Source organism: Microbacterium sp. NPDC076911 (assembly GCF_040687125.1).
Taxonomy (GTDB): Bacteria; Actinomycetota; Actinomycetes; order Actinomycetales; family Microbacteriaceae; genus Microbacterium.
The window spans coordinates 338,062-355,511 of sequence record NZ_JBFBMP010000001.1 but is presented as its reverse complement, the minus strand read 5'-3'; the positions used below and the strand labels follow the sequence as shown (position 1 = coordinate 355,511).

At 61.3% G+C, this 17,450-nt stretch carries 17 protein-coding genes; 4 read left to right on the top strand and 13 right to left on the bottom strand.

Annotated elements, in window-relative coordinates; genetic code table 11:
• Positions 1–5: 5 nt before the first annotated feature.
• The 3 genes from AB0O81_RS01710 to smc form a co-directional block, all read right to left on the bottom strand.
• Positions 6–506 (bottom strand): DUF2004 domain-containing protein, encoded by a 501-nt coding sequence (locus tag AB0O81_RS01710; protein WP_363580572.1) that lies wholly within the window; start codon positions 504–506, stop codon positions 6–8.
• Positions 507–584: 78 nt separating this feature from the next.
• Entirely contained in the window at positions 585–1,457 is an 873-nt protein-coding gene (gene ftsY / locus AB0O81_RS01705; protein WP_363580570.1) for a signal recognition particle-docking protein FtsY, read from the bottom strand.
• A gap of 31 nt (positions 1,458–1,488) precedes the next feature.
• Positions 1,489–5,052, bottom strand: a complete 3,564-nt coding sequence (gene smc, locus AB0O81_RS01700) for a chromosome segregation protein SMC (protein ID WP_363580568.1) — start codon at positions 5,050–5,052, stop codon at positions 1,489–1,491.
• Between the two features lie 576 nt (positions 5,053–5,628).
• Between smc and AB0O81_RS01695 the strand changes: the two genes are divergently transcribed.
• Complete coding sequence (locus AB0O81_RS01695; RefSeq protein WP_363580566.1) at positions 5,629–6,768, top strand: GNAT family N-acetyltransferase; 1,140 nt, start codon at positions 5,629–5,631, stop codon at positions 6,766–6,768.
• Here AB0O81_RS01695 and mutM read toward each other — a convergent pair.
• The 6 genes from mutM to AB0O81_RS01665 all read right to left on the bottom strand — a co-directional run bounded on the left by mutM (position 6,689) and on the right by AB0O81_RS01665 (position 11,844).
• Positions 6,689–7,624 carry a bifunctional DNA-formamidopyrimidine glycosylase/DNA-(apurinic or apyrimidinic site) lyase gene (gene mutM / locus AB0O81_RS01690; RefSeq protein WP_363580564.1) on the bottom strand — a complete coding sequence of 312 codons (936 nt, stop codon included), beginning with the start codon at positions 7,622–7,624 and terminating at the stop codon, positions 6,689–6,691. The two genes, AB0O81_RS01695 and mutM, sit on opposite strands and share 80 nt — an antisense overlap.
• Positions 7,617–8,318 carry a ribonuclease III gene (rnc, locus tag AB0O81_RS01685; RefSeq protein WP_363580562.1) on the bottom strand — a complete coding sequence of 234 codons (702 nt, stop codon included), beginning with the start codon at positions 8,316–8,318 and terminating at the stop codon, positions 7,617–7,619. The genes mutM and rnc overlap by 8 nt, the downstream gene beginning before the upstream one ends.
• 20 nt (positions 8,319–8,338) lie before the next feature.
• Positions 8,339–8,548: a 50S ribosomal protein L32 gene (gene rpmF / locus AB0O81_RS01680; RefSeq protein WP_337338118.1), complete on the bottom strand. Its 210-nt coding sequence runs from the start codon at positions 8,546–8,548 to the stop codon at positions 8,339–8,341.
• 2 nt (positions 8,549–8,550) lie between these two features.
• On the bottom strand, positions 8,551–9,051 hold the full coding sequence (locus AB0O81_RS01675; protein WP_363580885.1) for a YceD family protein: 501 nt from the start codon (positions 9,049–9,051) through the stop codon (positions 8,551–8,553).
• Between the two features lie 111 nt (positions 9,052–9,162).
• A complete protein-coding gene (gene coaD / locus AB0O81_RS01670) occupies positions 9,163–9,660 on the bottom strand; it encodes a pantetheine-phosphate adenylyltransferase (protein ID WP_363580560.1) in 498 nt (165 codons plus the stop codon).
• Between the two features lie 15 nt (positions 9,661–9,675).
• Positions 9,676–11,844 carry an ATP-dependent DNA helicase RecG gene (locus AB0O81_RS01665; protein WP_363580558.1) on the bottom strand — a complete coding sequence of 723 codons (2,169 nt, stop codon included), beginning with the start codon at positions 11,842–11,844 and terminating at the stop codon, positions 9,676–9,678.
• Between the two features lie 63 nt (positions 11,845–11,907).
• Here AB0O81_RS01665 and AB0O81_RS01660 point away from each other — a divergent pair, with 63 nt between their 5' ends.
• Together AB0O81_RS01660 and rsmD are read left to right on the top strand one after the other, a co-directional pair.
• Positions 11,908–12,495: a 1-acyl-sn-glycerol-3-phosphate acyltransferase gene (locus tag AB0O81_RS01660; protein WP_363580556.1), complete on the top strand. Its 588-nt coding sequence runs from the start codon at positions 11,908–11,910 to the stop codon at positions 12,493–12,495.
• Positions 12,496–12,504: 9 nt separating this feature from the next.
• Positions 12,505–13,065 carry a 16S rRNA (guanine(966)-N(2))-methyltransferase RsmD gene (rsmD, locus tag AB0O81_RS01655; protein WP_363580554.1) on the top strand — a complete coding sequence of 187 codons (561 nt, stop codon included), beginning with the start codon at positions 12,505–12,507 and terminating at the stop codon, positions 13,063–13,065.
• Here the strand turns inward: rsmD and thiL are convergent, their stop codons facing one another.
• Positions 13,066–14,025: a thiamine-phosphate kinase gene (gene thiL / locus AB0O81_RS01650; protein ID WP_363580552.1), complete on the bottom strand. Its 960-nt coding sequence runs from the start codon at positions 14,023–14,025 to the stop codon at positions 13,066–13,068. It lies immediately after the preceding gene.
• Positions 14,026–14,077: 52 nt separating this feature from the next.
• Between thiL and AB0O81_RS01645 the strand changes: the two genes are divergently transcribed.
• Positions 14,078–14,554 carry a DUF3515 family protein gene (locus tag AB0O81_RS01645; protein ID WP_363580550.1) on the top strand — a complete coding sequence of 159 codons (477 nt, stop codon included), beginning with the start codon at positions 14,078–14,080 and terminating at the stop codon, positions 14,552–14,554.
• Positions 14,555–14,562: 8 nt separating this feature from the next.
• Here the strand turns inward: AB0O81_RS01645 and AB0O81_RS01640 are convergent, their stop codons facing one another.
• From AB0O81_RS01640 to AB0O81_RS01630, 3 genes are read right to left on the bottom strand one after another with little or no spacing between them, the layout of a single operon-like run.
• Positions 14,563–15,651 (bottom strand): D-alanine--D-alanine ligase family protein, encoded by a 1,089-nt coding sequence (locus AB0O81_RS01640; protein ID WP_363580548.1) that lies wholly within the window; start codon positions 15,649–15,651, stop codon positions 14,563–14,565.
• Complete coding sequence (locus AB0O81_RS01635) at positions 15,557–16,687, bottom strand: NAD(P)H-dependent glycerol-3-phosphate dehydrogenase (protein WP_363580546.1); 1,131 nt, start codon at positions 16,685–16,687, stop codon at positions 15,557–15,559. The genes AB0O81_RS01640 and AB0O81_RS01635 overlap by 95 nt, the downstream gene beginning before the upstream one ends.
• Positions 16,677–17,444, bottom strand: a complete 768-nt coding sequence (locus AB0O81_RS01630) for a lysophospholipid acyltransferase family protein (protein WP_363580544.1) — start codon at positions 17,442–17,444, stop codon at positions 16,677–16,679. Before AB0O81_RS01630 ends, AB0O81_RS01635 begins: the two co-directional genes overlap by 11 nt.
• Between the last annotated feature and the right edge of the window lie 6 nt (positions 17,445–17,450).

Here is a 17,450-nt window from a genome sequence, read left to right as displayed (position 1 = left end):
TGGGGCTACTCCGCGCTTGTCACAGAAAGCACTTCACCCTCAGACCCCAGGTTCACAAGCAGCACGTCATCGGTGGCATCGGGGTCAAGCGCGTACTCAAGCACCGCGAATGGGTCTGAGCCACCGTGCTCGTCGGCAAGAATCGTCAGGCTCATCAGTTGCAAAGAACGGATGACGTCGATGTGGGTGTCCCCCGAGATGTCGACCAGAAGTTCTTCAAGCTCGTCCCCCATTGCGTCCTGTTGCTGAAGGATGTACTCGGTGACCTCGCTGGTGCGATCGCTGAGTTCGTTGACCATCGCATTGCGCGCGCTGCGGTCGATGTCTTCGATCCCCGAGATCAAGCCCGCCGCAACATCAAGCGCCGCTCCTGACACATCATCTTGGTCGGGAGCTGTCAGATCGACCGTTACTGACTGGTCGCCTATCTCGACGTTCTCGGACCAGAAGATGGAGCCATCAGGACCGGATTCAAGAAGCCCAAAGTAGTCGTGCTCGATTGCCATAGGTCAATAGAACCAGCCTCTGCCGCGTCGCGGTAGTCCGCTCAGGGCGCGCCGCGCTTCCGTTTACAAGACTGTGACTCAGTCGACCAATGAGGAGACGAATACGTGAGGTGTGAAGCCGGTGAGATCGTTGATGCCCTCGCCCTGGCCGAGAAGCTTGACCGGAATGCCGGTGCGCTCTTGGACGGCAAGAACGAAGCCACCCTTGGCGGATCCGTCCAGCTTGGTGATAGCTAGGCCGGTGACACCGGCGTGCTCGAGAAAGGCCTCGGCTTGCATGACGCCGTTTTGTCCGGTCGTGGCATCCAACACCAACAGCACTTCGCTGATTGGCGCTTGCTTCTCGATCACACGACGAATCTTGGTGAGCTCATCCATGAGGCCGCCCTTGTTGTGCAAACGACCCGCGGTGTCGACGAGAACAATCTCAGTCGAGGTCTGTTTGGCGTAGTCGATCGTCTGAAATGCAACAGAAGCAGGATCCTGGCCCTCCTGTTGCGGCCGAACGATAGCCGCTCCCCCACGCTCGGCCCACGTAGCAAGCTGGTCAACGGCAGCCGCACGAAAAGTGTCGGCCGCGCCGACCACCACCGAACGTCCGTAGCGCTGCAAGAACTTGGCAAACTTGCCAATCGTGGTGGTCTTGCCTACGCCATTCACCCCGACTACCAGCACTACTGCGGGTCGTTCCGTGAGCTTCAGAGTCGAGTCGAACTTGGCAAAGTGTTCTTCGAGGGTTTCCTTCAGCATCCGCTGCAAATCTCGCGGATCAGTCGTGCGGAATCTTTCCACCTTCTCGCGAAGCTCGTCGATCACACGTTCCGAGATATCAGGACCGAAATCAGCAGTGATTAGTGCTGTCTCGAGATCTTCCCAGGTCGTTTCATCGATTGTGGGTTTGACGAACATGCCGCGCAATGCACGGCCAAGCGACCAAGAACTCTCTGCCATATCTCCAGCCTACGGGGCCTCAGTCGTGTGCCTAAGAGGCAGCACGGTCAACGATGCGCTGACCGACGACTGCAGACACCCCGTCTTGTCGCATTGAGACACCGTACAGGGCGTCGGCAATCTCCATCGTGCGCTTCTGGTGAGTGATGACGATGAGCTGACTTGACTCGCGCAACTGCTCAAAGACACCAAGCAGCCGGCCGAGGTTCGCATCGTCTAGTGCTGCCTCGACCTCGTCGAGAATATAGAACGGGCTCGGACGTGCCTTGAAGATCGCAGTGAGCAATGCGACCGCTGCGAGTGATCGCTCGCCGCCCGAAAGCAGCGATAGTCGCTCGATCTTCTTTCCCACTGGTCGCACCGACACCTCGATGCCAGTGGTGAGGGGCTCGTCGGGCTTGGTAAGCGAGATGCTGCCAGACCCTCCCGGAAAGAGAATCGGGAACACCTCGCCGAATGCGACCTTGGTGTCTTCGAATGCTGCCAGAAAGATAACCTGCATACGTTCGTCGAGTTCGTCGATGATTGTGACAAGGTCTCTTCGCGTTTGGTTCAGATCCGCGAGTTGCTCTGTCATGAACTTGTGACGTTGCTCGAGAGCAGAGAATTCTTCCAGTGCAAGCGGATTCACTCGACCCAAACGGCTCAGCTTTCGTTCAGCCTCTTGCAATCGCTTGCGTTGCTGAGCGCGGTCGTAGGCGACGGGCGCGGCATCGATGGGCTGCACGTCGCTCTCACTGGCGCCCTGCTGTGTTGCGCTGTCGCTCGTGAGTACTCTGTCCGCGGGGATCAACTCCTCAGGCCCGTATTCCGAGATCAGAATGTTCTCTTCGAGGCCAAGCTCGGAGCTAACCCGCTCAAGAAGTCCTGTGACGTGCAGCTTTTTCTCGTGAATCTGCAGTTCGAGCCCATGCACGCTTTCAGTAAGCGATGCGAGCCGCTCTCTGAGGCTGGACTCTTGACGACGAAGCTCTGCGAGTTCATCGGTCACCGCTGTGCGCGCCGACTCAGCGGCGACCAGTTCGAGTCGCGCTTGCGCAACGGAACGGTCGACAGAATCGAGCACGGCGGGCAATGCCGCTGCCACACTCGCCGCCACCTCGCGCTGACCGCGGCGAATAACGGCGCGTCGCGCAGCCTCCGCGGCTGCCTCACGCTCACGTTCCCGCTGGCGCACCATCCCTGCCACGCGGGCCTCTTCGGCCCGGATCCGCTCGCGTAGCGTCTCCACGTCTAGGCGCGCGCGCATCTCGTCATCACGGGCTTGTTCTAACGCCGCGAGCATCGGCTCCCGCGCTGACGCGTCGAGTATCGGCCGCGGTGCCTCGAGCGCAGTGTTCAACTGCGATTGAGTTGAATGAGCCGCCGACTCTGCCTCTTCTACCGCGTTTGCCGCCTGCGCTACCCCTGACGCCAGGCGTTCGCACTCGGCCACCGCCGCTTCGTAGCGAATCGTCGCGCGATTGAGCTGCTCGGTGTGTGCCGCGAGGGCTGCATCGTGCGAGCGAAGAGTCGCGAGGGCATTCTTGGTCGCCTGACGTGCGTTCTCCTGCGATTGCGACGCTGCGTGCAGGTCTTCACGCAGGCTATCTGCGATCGCGGTGACTTCGTCTCGGCGCTGCGCAGCAGCATCCCGTTCCGCGGCGAGCTCAAGTCGGGAGCGTGATGCCCCAGCACCCGCTCGCAACGAGTTCGCCGTGTATACCTCGCCGGCGCGAGTGACGATGGTCAGTGCCGCCTCATCATCAGCCATCGCTGCCGCGGCGCGTGCGCTATCGAGATCATCGGCTACCACGACTCGCGCCAGCAAGCCCATAACTCCCGGCGGCGCCGTGACGACGTCAACGGCCGCGACCGTTGCGGCCAACGCCGGCACGCCGCCGAATCGAGAACTGGAATCGGCGATGACCATATCGACGACGCCGACGTCGGTGCCGCTCACCCCGCTGGCGACGGTAAACGCCGTGTCGTGATCGTCGACGAGCAGGCCTTCAGCAAAGGAGCCCAGTATTGCGGCGATCGCCGCTTCGTAGCCCGAGCGTATCTGAACAGCGTCACCGACGAGTCCGCGAACCCCCGGAGTACCAGAGGCAATCAGACTGGACGCCGCGTTCTTCACTTCGAGTGCCCGACCTAAGGCAGTTGTCTGTGCCGTCAGCGACTCGCGCTCGCGTTCGGACTTATGCAACTCTTCGCGCAACGCGGCCACTCGTGCTTCTGCATCGGTGGCCTCGTGCTGCGCCCGCTCGTACGCCTCGGCGTGCTCGGCAGCCGAGCCTTCTGGCGCAGAACTTGGGTCGATGCTCTCTAAGTCACGTTCCGCTTCAGCGCGTCTGAGCAGCGCGGCGTCAAGTGCGCGTTGCTGTCGTTCGACTGCGGTCTGTACCGCCGACAATGCAGAAGCCGCGGCATCGGCGCCACCGCGCAACGCGGTCAGCTTCATGTCATGGGCCGATACCATCGAACTCTGCTCAGCGATATCGACGTCAAGAGCATCAAGTTCAGCGCGGGCACGCATAACCTGGCGTGAGGCTTCGGCCGCGGCATCCTGGGCCCCGCCCAATCCACTCGCTACCTCATCGATCTCTAAGCGGGCATCATCGATCATCGCCTGCGACACAGTAGTCAGCTCGTGACGATCGTCGTCTTCGGCCTCGCCCAGCAAAGAAAGGCGTTGGCCAGCTAGCGAATAGAGCCCTCGAAGCCGCTCCTGTACGCGTTCCAGCGCGAAAGTCACGCTTCGCGCGTTGTCGACCGCCTCGGAGCGCTGATCAGATTCGAGCTGCTCAATCCGACTTCTCGTGTTTTCGAGACGATCTTGCAGCACGATGCGCTCCGCATGACGCTCGTGTTCGCTCGCGGCATGACGCGCAAGCTCTGCGCGCAGGCCGACCAGATCATCCGCAAAGAGACGTGCTTTCGCATCGCGCACGACAGCGGCGATGGTCGCCGCCTCCCGGGCGATTTCAGCTTGCCGACCGAGCGGTTTCAGCTGCCGGCGCAACTCGCCAGCGAGGTCGCTCAGCCTGGTGAGATTCGCCTCCATGGCGTCAAGCTTGCGCAATGTCTTCTCTTTGCGGCGGCGGTGCTTCAAGATTCCCGCTGCTTCTTCTATGAAGCCGCGTCTGTCCTCCGGCGTCGCCTGCAACACACTATCGAGACGGCCCTGCCCCACGATCACGTGCATCTCGCGGCCGAGGCCCGAGTCGCTCAACAGCTCCTGCACATCGAGCAGTCGACACGTTTCGCCATTGATGGCGTACTCACTAGAACCGTTGCGAAAGAGTGTGCGCTTGATCGACACTTCGGAGTACTCGATTGGCAACGCACCATCACTGTTGTCAATCGTGAGCTGGACCTCTGCACGGCCCAATGGTCCTCGGGTCGAGGTGCCAGCAAAGATGACGTCTTCCATCTTGCCGCCGCGCAAAGTCTTCGCACCTTGCTCACCCATCACCCAGGCGAGCGCATCGACGACATTCGACTTTCCCGAACCGTTGGGGCCGACGATGCAGGTGACGCCGGGTTCCAACGCAAACGTTGTCGGTTGTGCAAACGACTTGAACCCTTTGAGCGTCAAGCTCTTTAGGTGCATATCGGGGTGCCCTCTCCTGACCATCGAACACCGCTACGGTACCGGACTCCGTCACCGAAGCGCGGGAGGCAGGCTGTGCCTTCTCATTCACCCATCGTTCTTGCATGCTCAGCGCGGCTCGCTCCCTCTGAAAGAGGGTGGATTGGACGGCACGTCGCACCGCTGCCGACTGCGACGAGCGAGGTAACACCGAGCTGCCAAAGGATCCGCCAAATGCGCACAAATCCTTGACCTGCGCAGGGCAAACGCGCTAGTGTCCACACCGCGTAAGAAGTTGAGCGAAAGGAGGTTCCCGATGCAGAGAAACAGCATTCCCGTCCGCAACGCATTGCCGGTCACGTCGTGCGCTCATACAGCAGGAACCGGCTCCTTCCCACGCGCGCAAAACGGACGTACGCACACCTCCAGCTGATCGGGCACAAGAGAACTCTGCCCTGCGAGAGGCATCGTCTGTCTCTTGTGCCCGATGGCTATCTCGTCGCCGCAGATGCGCGAAGCCATCGTGAACAAACCTCCCCTCATTCACACCGCCCATCGCATCGTTGCTGACGGGCAAAGATACATAAAGGACCAACCATGCACAGCGCCGACAGCGGAATGATCGTCACCGCGATCCCAGGAGTCAGTTTCCGTCCGCTACACATCCCTCTTGCTCTCGACAGACACGACGCCAGCGACTTTGTCGCGATGGTTCACGCGAGGAATGCCATCTACCTCGAGATCTCAGGGCACAACGATGAAGCGGTCACCCCCGACGAATTGCTCCCGCATTACCAACCGAACTCATACGAGCGCAGAGTGGCCTGGGTCATCGTCGTCGACGACGAGATCGTGGGGCGCGTGGGCCTCGACCTACCGCTCGAAAAGGGATCAGTTGTTGCGTTCTGGCTCATTGAGATTCTGCGCGCGCATTGGGGTCGCGGTATCGGTTCGGCCGCACACCGTCTCGTGGAGCAATTCGCCCGTAGCCACGAACGAACAACACTGCAGTCCTGGGCCACTCACCCGCATTGCGATGGGCCAGTACTTGAGCCCCGCACGGGATTCGGCACAATCCCCGACGACCATGTTGCACGCTTCTATGCGCGACACGGCTACGCTCTCGAGCAAGTAGAGCGCAATAGCGCATTCGACATGACCGCGCCGTTCGATCAGGTGGAACGGCTCCTCAAACAGTCACGGGCGGCTTCAACCGACTACCGAGTGTTGCAGTGGGACGTTCCCACGCCTGCCGACTACGTCGATGGCTACGCCTGGATGAAGTCACGCATGTCGACGGATACCCCGGCGGGAGCACTCGACTTCGACGAAGAGCGTTGGGATGCCGAGCGAATCGCGCAACACGACGCTCGCTACACAGCAGCGGGGTGCACGCTTCAGGTCACGGCGGCACAGCACATTCGCACGGGCGAACTTTGCGCTTTCAACGAACTGATGATTCCAAAGGATCAGACACTGGCCAGTCATCAAGAAGACACGCTCGTTCTAAAGGAGCATCGTGGTCGCAAACTCGGAACCCTGGTGAAGTGTGCGGGGTTGATTGCATGGCGGGAGCGAATGCCCCACTCTGCTCGCGTGCTCACCTACAACGCCGAAGAGAATCGTCCGATGCTCGACATCAACGAAGCGATCGGATTCAAGGCGATTGCGTATGTGGGCGCCTGGAAGAAGGGTCTTGTTGGCATTTCGGACAGTAGTGACTCGAACGGTTCGTGAATGAGACTCTGACGATGGGTGTACTGCAACGGCCGCAAGGCTCTCCTGTGCGCCCATACACGTTGAGTGAGTGTGCAAAGTAGCCGGCTTGACCGTTCACATTGACGTACTGGGCATCGAAGCTCGTGCCCCCTTCAGCCAGTGCTTTCTCAAGCACCGCTCTGACCTCCACGAGCAACATGCTCACGGCGCGCTCCGAAAGCGTCGCTGCGGGTTGTTCGGGATGAATCGCGGCAGCCCACAGCGATTCATCGGCATAGATGTTTCCGATACCGCTCACCACGCTCTGATCGAGTAGCACACGTTTGATCGCAGACCGTTTGCGCGAAAGCGAGTCGCGAAAGTGCAACTCGGAGAACGCCGGATCGAGCGGATCGCGTGCAATGTGCAGAACTTGTCGAGGAATGGATGCTGCGGACCAGCCGTATCCTCCAGCAGCCGAGTCAGGCGTGGGTACGAGAGCGTCCACCGCCAAAGAGCCGAAGGTGCGTTGATCACAGAAGATCATGGCAAGCTCACCATGCTCAGGATGCTCAAGATCAAGACGAACTCGTTCGTGCCGTTCCCGTGAACTCCCCGACGCACGAAGCAGTATCTGACCGCTCATCCCCAGGTGCCCGATGATCGCTTCTTCGGGCATGTGTGGCACCGTTTCGAGCGGAAACCACAAGAACTTGCCACGCCGCACGGCAGCCGAAACCCTGCGCTGGGTGATTGCGCGTTCGAAATCGCTGCCGCTGCCCGCGTGGCGGGTCAGTGCCCGCTCATCAAGCACGTTTACACCCGAGATCGTCGCGCCTGAGATCGCCGGGGCGAGACCGGCGCGAACCACTTCGACCTCGGGTAACTCAGGCACGCGCGCTGAGCTCGTGCCATGCACTTAGCGCGGCAGCCATTTCTGCCTGTTTCTTGCTCGAACCTGCACCTTGAGCTGTGACATCGCCGACTTCGACCGTCGCTGTGAAGCGGCGGTCATGGTCGGGGCCCTGAGCGGTCACTACATACACCGGGGCGCCGGAAGCAGTGCGGGCCGCAAGCTCCTGCAAGCTCGTCTTCGGATCCATCGCAGCGCCATAACGCGCCGGGTCAGCCAGCAGGGGCTCCACCATACGAAGCACAAGAGCAGTCGCCTCGTCGGCGCCCGCCGACAAGTAGGCCGCGCCGAAGATCGCCTCGGTGGTGTCGGCCAGAATCGAGTCCTTGTCGCGACCGCCGGTCTGATCTTCACCGCGTCCGAGCCTCAGGTACGCCCCGAGTCCGAAACCCCGAGCGATCTCCGCCAGCGCAATCGTCGACACAACGCTCGCTCGTCTTTTCGCGAGCTCGCCTTCATCGAGATCAGGGTGCGCCGTGTACAGGCGCACCGTCACTGCTTGTCCAAGCACAGAGTCGCCGAGAAACTCCAGCCGTTCATTGTGAGGGCATTGACCATTCTCATAGGCCCAGGAACGATGGGTCAGCGACAGCAGCAGAAGCTCGGGGTCGATAACGACCCCGAGCTTCTGGGTGAGTTCTGCGAGCGAAGAACGCTCGACCGTGACGTCAGTCACGTCTGTACGCCGAGGGGCGATCAGACGTCAGCGACCTTGCGGCCCTTGTACTCGAGGAACAATTCCGTTCCCTGCGAGTCTGTGACGACCTTGGCCTGGTGCGGACGGCCGTAGACAACCTGTCCGTTTTCAACGGTCTTGGTCAGCGTGATGGGCGCCGCCTTCCACTGTGCGCGACGCGAACGAGTGTTGGAGCGGGAGACCTTCCGCTTCGGGGGGTTACCTGCCATGGCTAGCTCTCTTCTGTGTGATCAACGCCAGAGCGCGATGCTTTGTCGTCGTGGTCTTTGGAGTAGTCCTGGAGCGCGGCCCAACGAGGATCGAGGGGCTCACGCTGCTCTGTTTCGGTGCTAACGGTCAATCGCTCGCCCGTATTCGGATCAAGTCCGGGGCAATCCGGCTGACACACCGGTTGAAACGGAAGCGACAGGACCATCGCATCCCTGACTAAGATTTCAAGATCCACGTGGTCGTCTTGAACCTCAAAGTCAGTTGTTTCATGTCCAGGGTACGCGAAAAGCTCTTGAAACTCGACTTCAACATGCTCTGCGATGTCTGTGAGACAGCGACCACACTCTCCGACCGACTGTGCGTCAGCAGTTCCGGTCACGAGAATCCCCTCGTGGACAGACTCTAGACGGCCGTCGACGCGGATGATTTCTCCCGCAGGAAAGGAGACAAGCCCCTCACCCCACTGTGCCTCTGCGGGAACCTCCAGGGTGAAGACCCGCATCTCGCCGGGTTGATTGGTGATGTCGCGAACAGATAGCGCAAACGGGCCGGGGCGATGTCTTCTCACGATCACCAATCGTAGTGGTGCGCGACGAGTAGAGACTGTGAACGCTCAGATGTTGCGGGCGCCGGTGTCCAGAAACGTTGCTACCGCGGGCGGCACGAAAGGAGAGACATCGCCGCCGAGCGATGCAACCTGCCTGACGAGCGAACTCGAGACCATCGCATGTGCAGGGTCAGGAAGCAGAAACACTGTCTCGATATGCGCGAGATGCCTGTTGACGATCGCCATCGGTGTTTCATAGGCAACATCTACCTGTGAACGGATGCCCTTCACCAGTACGCTTGCCCCGACGTCTGTCGCGTAGTCGACGAGCAGTCCCATGCTCCACGAGGCGACGACTACCTTCGACTCAACGTCACTCTCTGCGATCGATTGCTCGAGCAAAGACAGTCGCTGAGCAATCGGCAGCATGGCTTCCTTGCCGGGGTTATGAACGACCAGCACGTGCAGTTCGTCATACAGCGAGGCTGCGCGACGAATCACATCGAGGTGTCCGAGCGTAGGCGGATCGAAGGATCCGGGGACGACGGCAATCCGGCTGCTCATGCAGCCCAGCCTAGGTCAGTTCTTCGCGAGGGCTGCACGTTCTTCTGTGCTCACTCGGCGTTCAATTGCCTCAGCCAAGCCTGGATGCCGCAACAACGCGGGATCTTCAAGCAGCAGCTGTTCAGCCTGAACGCGTGCTTGCGCAATGAGATCAGCATCTTTAGCAACGCGCAGCAGTCGCAACGACGAGCGCACCCCCGACTGCGTGCCTCCCAGCACATCGCCCTCCCCGCGCAGGTCGAGGTCCACTTCAGCGAGCAGGAAACCATCGAGCGTCTCCGCGACAGCCTCGACCCGCTCTCGCGCAAGCGAGCCTCGTGGGGACTCAGTGACAAGCAGGCAGAGACCCGGCACGCCGCCTCGCCCAACACGACCACGCAACTGATGCAGTTGTGACACACCGAATCTGTCAGCTTCGAGAATCACCATGGTGGAGGCATTTGCGACATCGACACCGACTTCTACCACCGTGGTTGCGACGACCACATCGATATCTCCGCGCGCGAAGGCCTGCATCACCGCGTCCTTCTCGTCGCTCGGCATCTTTCCATGCAGAATCTGCACGCGAATGTTGGCAAACGCCGGGTGCCGCGAAAGCAGCTCCCCCACCTGCACGACGCCCCAGCGCGTGCGAGGCGTTTCGCTGACCTCGTCAACCAGCCCTTGGGAGGCATCCTCATCGTCTGTGCGCGAGAGTGCCTCAGCATCGATCGCCGCGCAAACGACGAACGCCTGATGTCCCTTGCCGACTTCTTCGGCAATGCGGTCCCACACCCGCGCAAACCAGGCCGGCTTCTCACCGATCGGCGCGACGTAGGTATCGATGCCCGCACGCCCCGGTGGCATGGTGCGGATCGTCGAGACGTCAAGATCTCCGAACACTGTCATCGCCACGGTGCGGGGAATGGGTGTCGCGGTCAGCACAAGCGCATGTGGCGCTGTGCCCTTGGCGCGCAAGGCCTCGCGTTGGTCAACCCCGAAACGGTGCTGTTCGTCAACGACAACGAGCCCGAGATCGGCGAAGGTCGTAGATGCACTCAGCAGCGCGTGTGTGCCCACCACAATGCGCGCCTGACCGGAAGCAGCACGGAGCGCAGCCTTTCGCCGCTCGGCCGCGGGCATCTGTCCAGTCAACATCGTCGGCATGAGCTCCGGTGCCAAACGAGTTCCGAGCATTCGTGCAATCGATCGCAAGTGCTGTGCGGCGAGTACCTCGGTGGGCGCGATCAACGCGGATTGACCGCCGCTTTCAGCGACCTGGAGCATCGCGCGCAGCGCAACCAAGGTCTTGCCTGAACCGACCTCCCCTTGCACGAGCCGGTTCATCGGCCACGCCGCTTGAAGATCGTCAGAGATGGAGTCTCCCACCGTAATCTGATCAGGTGTGCGTTCGAACGGAAGCGTCGCGTCGAAACCCTCAAGCAGGGCACCGGGCACCCGACTCGTCGCCGACATGGACCGAACGAACGCACGTTGTTGAAGCAGCGCCGTCTGCAATACAAAGGCCTCGTGCATGCGCAGGGTCTCGAGCGCTGGCGGGATCTGCTCTTCAAAGTCTGGACGATGAATGCGCTCGATCGCGGTCCGCGCGTCGAGGTAGCCACCTCTTGCGCGCACGTGCTCAGGCAACGGGTCAGCAATGTTGTCGAGCCCATCAAGCACAAGTGCGACGATCTTGGTGATCTGCCATGAAGCCAGCGTGCTCGTCGCCGGATAGATGGGGATCGGCAGATGTGCGTTGGCTTCGGCTGTCATGCGCGCGGTCTCTTCGTCGTCGAAGAGCTCGTAGTCAGGGTGCGCGAGTTGCTTCGTCCCTCTGTACTCGCCCACCTTGCCAGCGAAGATTCCGCGGCGGCCCGGAATCAGACTGCTCTTACGCCAGCTCTGGTTGAAGAAAGTCAGAGACAGGTTTCCCTGCCCATCACTAATCACGACCTCGAGAATCGCGCCTTTGCGGTTCTGCATGCGTCGTTCACTCACCGTGCGCACCTCAGCAACGATGGTTACTGGCTCGCCGATCGGCAACATCGCAATATCGGTCAACTCTCCGCGCTTCGCGTAGCGCCGCGGGTAGTGCGCGAGCAGGTCTCCGACGGTGCGCATTCCGAACGCCCGCTCAAGCGCCTTCGCTGTCTTGCCCCCGACCGCACCGTCAAGACGCGAAGTAAGGCTGAAAGACGACATGCTACGAGTCTATGAGCGAGCACCGACTGTCCACACACAGCCTGACGGCGTACGGTGGTCTGCGTGTTCCGATCCTTCATCGCCCGCGCTTACTGGGCTTGTAGCCGCTGGACGCTGTCCACGAGCCCTGCCCCGACGCAACCCTCGATTCTGATCGGTGCACCGCACACATCGAACTGGGACTTTGTGCTGATGCTTGCCATCAGCTGGCGCCTGAGAATTCGCACCCACTGGTTCGGCAAAGAAAGCCTCTTCCGCGGATGGCGCGGCCCGATCATGAGAGCGCTCGGGGGCATTCCAGTAGACCGAAGCAACCCGCAGGGTCTGGTCGCCGAGATCGTCGCGCGGCGACGGGCGGGTGAAGTGTTCAGCCTGGTCGTTACCCCCGAGGGAACCCGCGGCGCGGGAGAGTACTGGAAATCTGGTTTCTATCGAATCGCGCGCGAAGCCGATATGCCCGTCGTACTGGGATACGTCGATCGCACCACAATGACGAGCGGACTTGGAGATACCCTGCATCTCACAGGCGATGTCGTTGCCGATATGACCCGGGTGCGCGAGTTCTATGCGGACAAAGCCGGCTTGCGCCCTCAGTTTCGCACCGAGCCTCGCCTTCGCGAAGAGGACATCGCCGCGCCGACCGCCGGATAGATTAACCGGGTGACGCGAATTATCGCTGGCCGCGCTGGCTCTTTGACCCTCGACGTTCCTGATGCGGGCACTCGCCCCACGAGCGACCGCGTACGTGAGTCGCTATTCGGTTCGCTTGAATCGTCTGATCTGCTGCGCGCAGCAACAGTGCTCGATCTGTATGCAGGATCGGGTGCGCTCGCGCTTGAAGCCCTGAGTCGGGGCGCGCGGTCTGCGGTGCTGGTGGAGAAAGCACCGAAGGCTGCAGCGGTCGCGCAACGAAATTCCGAGCGTGTACTCAAGTCCCTCGGTCAGCAGTCCACCGTCATCGTTCACCGGCAATCTGCCGACTTCTATCTGCGCGGTGTTCCCGGGCCCTTCAGCCTCGTGTTCGTTGATCCACCGTACGATCTTCCAGACGACGAGCTTTCAGCGACGCTCGAACTTCTCGTGCCCACGCTGGCGGGTGACGCCTGCGTCATCGTCGAGCGAGCATCGCGCAGCCCCCAGCCGAGGTGGCCGTCCGGGCTCACCGCGACGCGCGACAAGCGCTACGGTGACACGACCATGTGGTGGGCAACGACGACCTGATCAGCCTCGTGTCGCGTCCCAGTCACCGTAAGGATCCCAGCCGCCGCGGCCGGTGAAAGCTCGCCCGTCCACCATTACAGGCGCAGAACCACGGGCCTCGATCACCCCGATGGCATGGAATCCTTCAGGCAGCACGCTTCCGTGCGCAAAGGTTGCCAGCAGTGCATGGTCTTCGCCGCCGGTCAGCGCGTTTGGTGCGTCGACACCGAGCGCACTGGTTTGGATCGAAACGGACACCCCGGATGCATCCGCAATCCTGGAGGCATCCAGCACCAATCCATCGGAGACGTCCATCATTGCGGTGGCACGGGCGGCGGCAGCGACCCGACCCAACCTCACCGGCGGCTCAGGCCTCAGCTGCGCGCTCATATCCGCAGCCTCCGTTTCGGAAAGCGAAGCGAAGTCAATCGCACAGGGAAAGCCCTCTGCATCCCGAAATCGATCGAACAACAGCGCCAAGCCGCGACCTGCTGCCCCTAGGGTGCCAGCGATGGCAACGACATCGCCCACGCCTGCGCCAGAACGCAACACCGGCGACTGCCCGTCTAGGGTGCCAAGAGCAGTCACAGCGACGGTCAAGGTGTCTGAGACAGTCAGATCTCCGCCTTCAACCGCACACCCGGGCGCCAAGCTCTCGCACGCCGCGCGCAAACCGGCCGCAAACTGCTCGACGAATGACATGGCAGTCTGCTCAGGCATGGCCAAAGCCACGAGCAGCGCGGTCGGTGTGGCTCCCATGGCGGCGATATCAGAGAGGTTGACGGCCGCGGACTTCCAGCCAAGATCGAAACCGCTCGACCACGCCAACCGAAAGTCAGGTCCGTGCACGAGCGTGTCAGTGGTAGCGACCACTCGTCCGTCTGGCATGGCCAGAACTGCCGCGTCATCCCCCGGTCCGACGATCGCCTGCGAAGGCGACAGCGTCGCGAGAATACGAGAGAGGATTTGCCCCTCGCTCATCTCGCCCACTGTAGGGTCACCCGCACTCACCTCTCAACGGTAGCCTGGAGTGGTGTCTGGAGCTCGCCGATTGTCCGCTATTGCCGTATTGGGTATAGCGGCAGCGCTCGCCACCGGATGCACAACCACCGTGCCGATGCAGGCCGCCGCGGATTCGAATGATCCCGCATGCGCCGAAGTGATGGTGCGCCTGCCGGATTCCGTCGACGGCGAATCGCGCCGTTGGACCGACGCCCAGGCCACCGCTGCGTGGGGCGAGCCGAGCAGCGTGCTGATGACATGCGGCGTGACTCCGCCGGGGCCTTCGACCCTCCCCTGCCAGACAGTTGATGGCGTTGACTGGATCATCGATGAATCCGAAGCACCGCGCTACCGCGTGACCACTTTCGGCCGGACTCCAGCAGTGGAGGTCTACCTAGACAACGAAGTCGTCTCCAGCGCAACCGTGCTCGAGCGACTCTCAGGTGCAGTCGCACAAATACCGAGCGAAGGCACCGGCTGTCTCGACCGCGCTGACGCAGGTAGCTGAGCGAGCAACTACGGGCGCGCCAGGGCTGTGTCGATCAGCTCCGAGATCAACTCACCGTATGACAGGCCCGAGGCAATCCAGCACTTGGGGAACATCGAAATCGGCGTGAATCCGGGCATCGTGTTGAGCTCATTCACATACAAGCCATCAGCCGCCAGGAAGAAGTCGACCCGGGCGAGTCCTCGTCCATCCACCGCTTCAAATGCCTTGATCCCGAGTTGCTGAAGCGAGGCGATCTCGTCGTCGGTCAGATCAGCGGGGCACACCACCTGCGCGCCGTCGCCGCCGAGGTATTTTCCCTCGAAGTCGTAGAACTCTCGCGTCGTGAGCACGATCTCGCCTGGTAGCGACGCCTTCGGGGATGCCCCGGCACGACCTTCGAGGATGGCGACCTCGATCTCACGGCCGACGATCGCCGACTCGATGAGTACCTTTTCGTCTTCGGCAAAGGCCTTTGAAAGCGCCCCCGCGAGCTCAGATGGGTCATGCACCTTAGATACTCCGACGCTTGACCCCGCGCGCGCTGGCTTCACAAACGTCGGCTCACCCAGCCGTGCCGCTTCAGCACGAACCTGTTCGGGGTCTCGCTCCCACTGCTTCTTGGTGATCGTGACCCATGGCGAAACAGGAACGCCCTCTGCTTCGAGCACGATCTTCATGAAGTGCTTATCCATGCACAGCGCAGAATCGAGCACACCGCCGCCCGCGTAGGGGATCGAGAGCGTGTCGAGGAAACCCTGAACCGTGCCGTCTTCGCCGTGGAGGCCGTGCAGTATCGGCAACACAACATCGACAGTTCCGATTTCCTGCAGTTCCCCGTTCGAGAGGCGCACGCGCAGCGTTCGATCAGAGCCGCCCTCGGGCCAGACCACGCGCGTGCCGTTGTCTACGACTTCCGGCAGACGGTCTGCATCTAACGCAAACTTTTCGGGGTCATCGTCTTCGAGAACAAAGATTCCCTCACGAGTGATGCCAATGGGAATCACACGGAATCGATCGCGATCAATCGCTCGAAGCACTCCGCTCGCTGTTGCGGAACTGATCGAATGCTCGCTGGAGCGACCTCCAAAGAGCACCGCCACCGCCGGCCTGTCCATTCTGAGTCCTCTCGCCCGCGGGGGTGTCATCGTCAGTTGTAAGGTGAGGCGCGATATCGCGCGGGTTCATTGTTCCGTCAAGCACCATCTTGACCTGCTCGACGATCGGCATCTGCACGCCAACCTCACGGGCAAGTTGAAGAACCGGCGCAACAGACGCAAGCCCCTCCGCCGTCTGGTTCATCTGCTTGACGACGTCTTGAAAGCTGTAGCCCTGCCCAAGCAAGCGCCCTGCGGTGTTGTTGCGGCTCAGCGGCGACTGACAGGTTGCGATCAGGTCGCCAAGACCGGCCAGACCCTGAAGAGTCTCTTGCTCTGCGCCCTGAGCAACCGCGAAATCTGTCATCTCGACAAGACCGCGCGTGATGATCGATGCCTTCGTGTTCTCGCCGTAGCCGACACCATCCACGATGCCGATGGCGACAGCGATGAGATTCTTCAGCACGCCACCAAACTCGGTACCGATAACGTCAGTGTTCACGAAGGTGCGGAAGTACTTGTTGCGCGCGCGTCGCGCGACGGCTTCGGCCGTCTCTTGACTGACCGATGAGATCACCGCTGCAGTCGGCTGTTCGCGTGCGATCTCAAGCGCCAGGTTGGGCCCAGACGCCACCGCAATCCGTGCGGCATCACAATGCAGCTCTTGCTCGATAACTTGGCTCATGCGCAGACCAGAACGGCGCTCGACGCCCTTCATCAGCGAGATGATCGGCACGTCGCTAAGAGATAGCAGGGGCCTGACTGCTTTCAAATTCTCCCGCAGCGCTTGGCTAGGAATAGACAGATACACCTGTTCGGCACCATCGAGGGCTTCGGAGAGGTGATGTGTCGCGGACATCTCTCGGGGCAGGTTGATGCCCGGAAGATATTGGCTATTGCGCTTCGCCTCTTGAATTTCATTCGCAAGTTCGGGGCGACGCGACCACATCACAACGTTAGCCCCGCCGTCGGCAAGGATCTTTCCGAATGTGGTGCCCCAGCTACCAGCACCAATCACCGCGATGCGGGGCCGGGCAACTTCAGATCTACGATTCAAGGCGGCCCGTTTCTTGCTGACCGTGGGCGGTAGGGTTCCATCGCTCTGCTGGCGCCGGCTCGCCGCGAAGCCCGGCGAGCAGTTGCGCTACGTCGGACATGATTGCATCTGTCGCGGCATTGAGCTTCGCCGGAGTGACTACACCCTCGCGATACTCGCGCAGATCGACGGGGTCACCGATGACGACTCGAATTCGTCGACGCAATGGCCACAGCCGCAGCTTGCCATAACGCGGCAAAATCTGCTGCGCGCCCCACTGCGCCATGGGAATGACCGGAATATCTCCGTCGAGCGCCAGTCGTGCTGCGCCAGTTTTGCCCCGCATGGGCCACAGATCAGGGTCTCGAGTGAGCGTGCCTTCGGGATACACCACAACGCCGCGACCATGCTGAACCAGCATCTCCGTCGCATCCAAAGTGTTGCGAGCTGACGACGATGACGAGTTGCGCGCTACCGGCACCATACCCGTCACGCTCAGCGCCCAGCCCAACACCGGAACTCGAAACAGACTCTCTTTGGCGAGGAACCTGGGCTCACGACCGAGACGCCATACCGCAACAGCCACTGCAAGCGGATCGATCTCGGAGTAGTGGTTGGGCGCGAGCACGTAGGCCCCCGTGCGTGGCATCTTGTGGCCGTCAATCACCTCGATCTTCATCACCACCCCAGCAAGAGGCACGACGACGGCGGCGAGTGGCCAGAAGATGCTGAAGCGGAACTTCTCGCCGCGAGCGCGCCTAGGCGTTTTCGAGACCATGGTCGC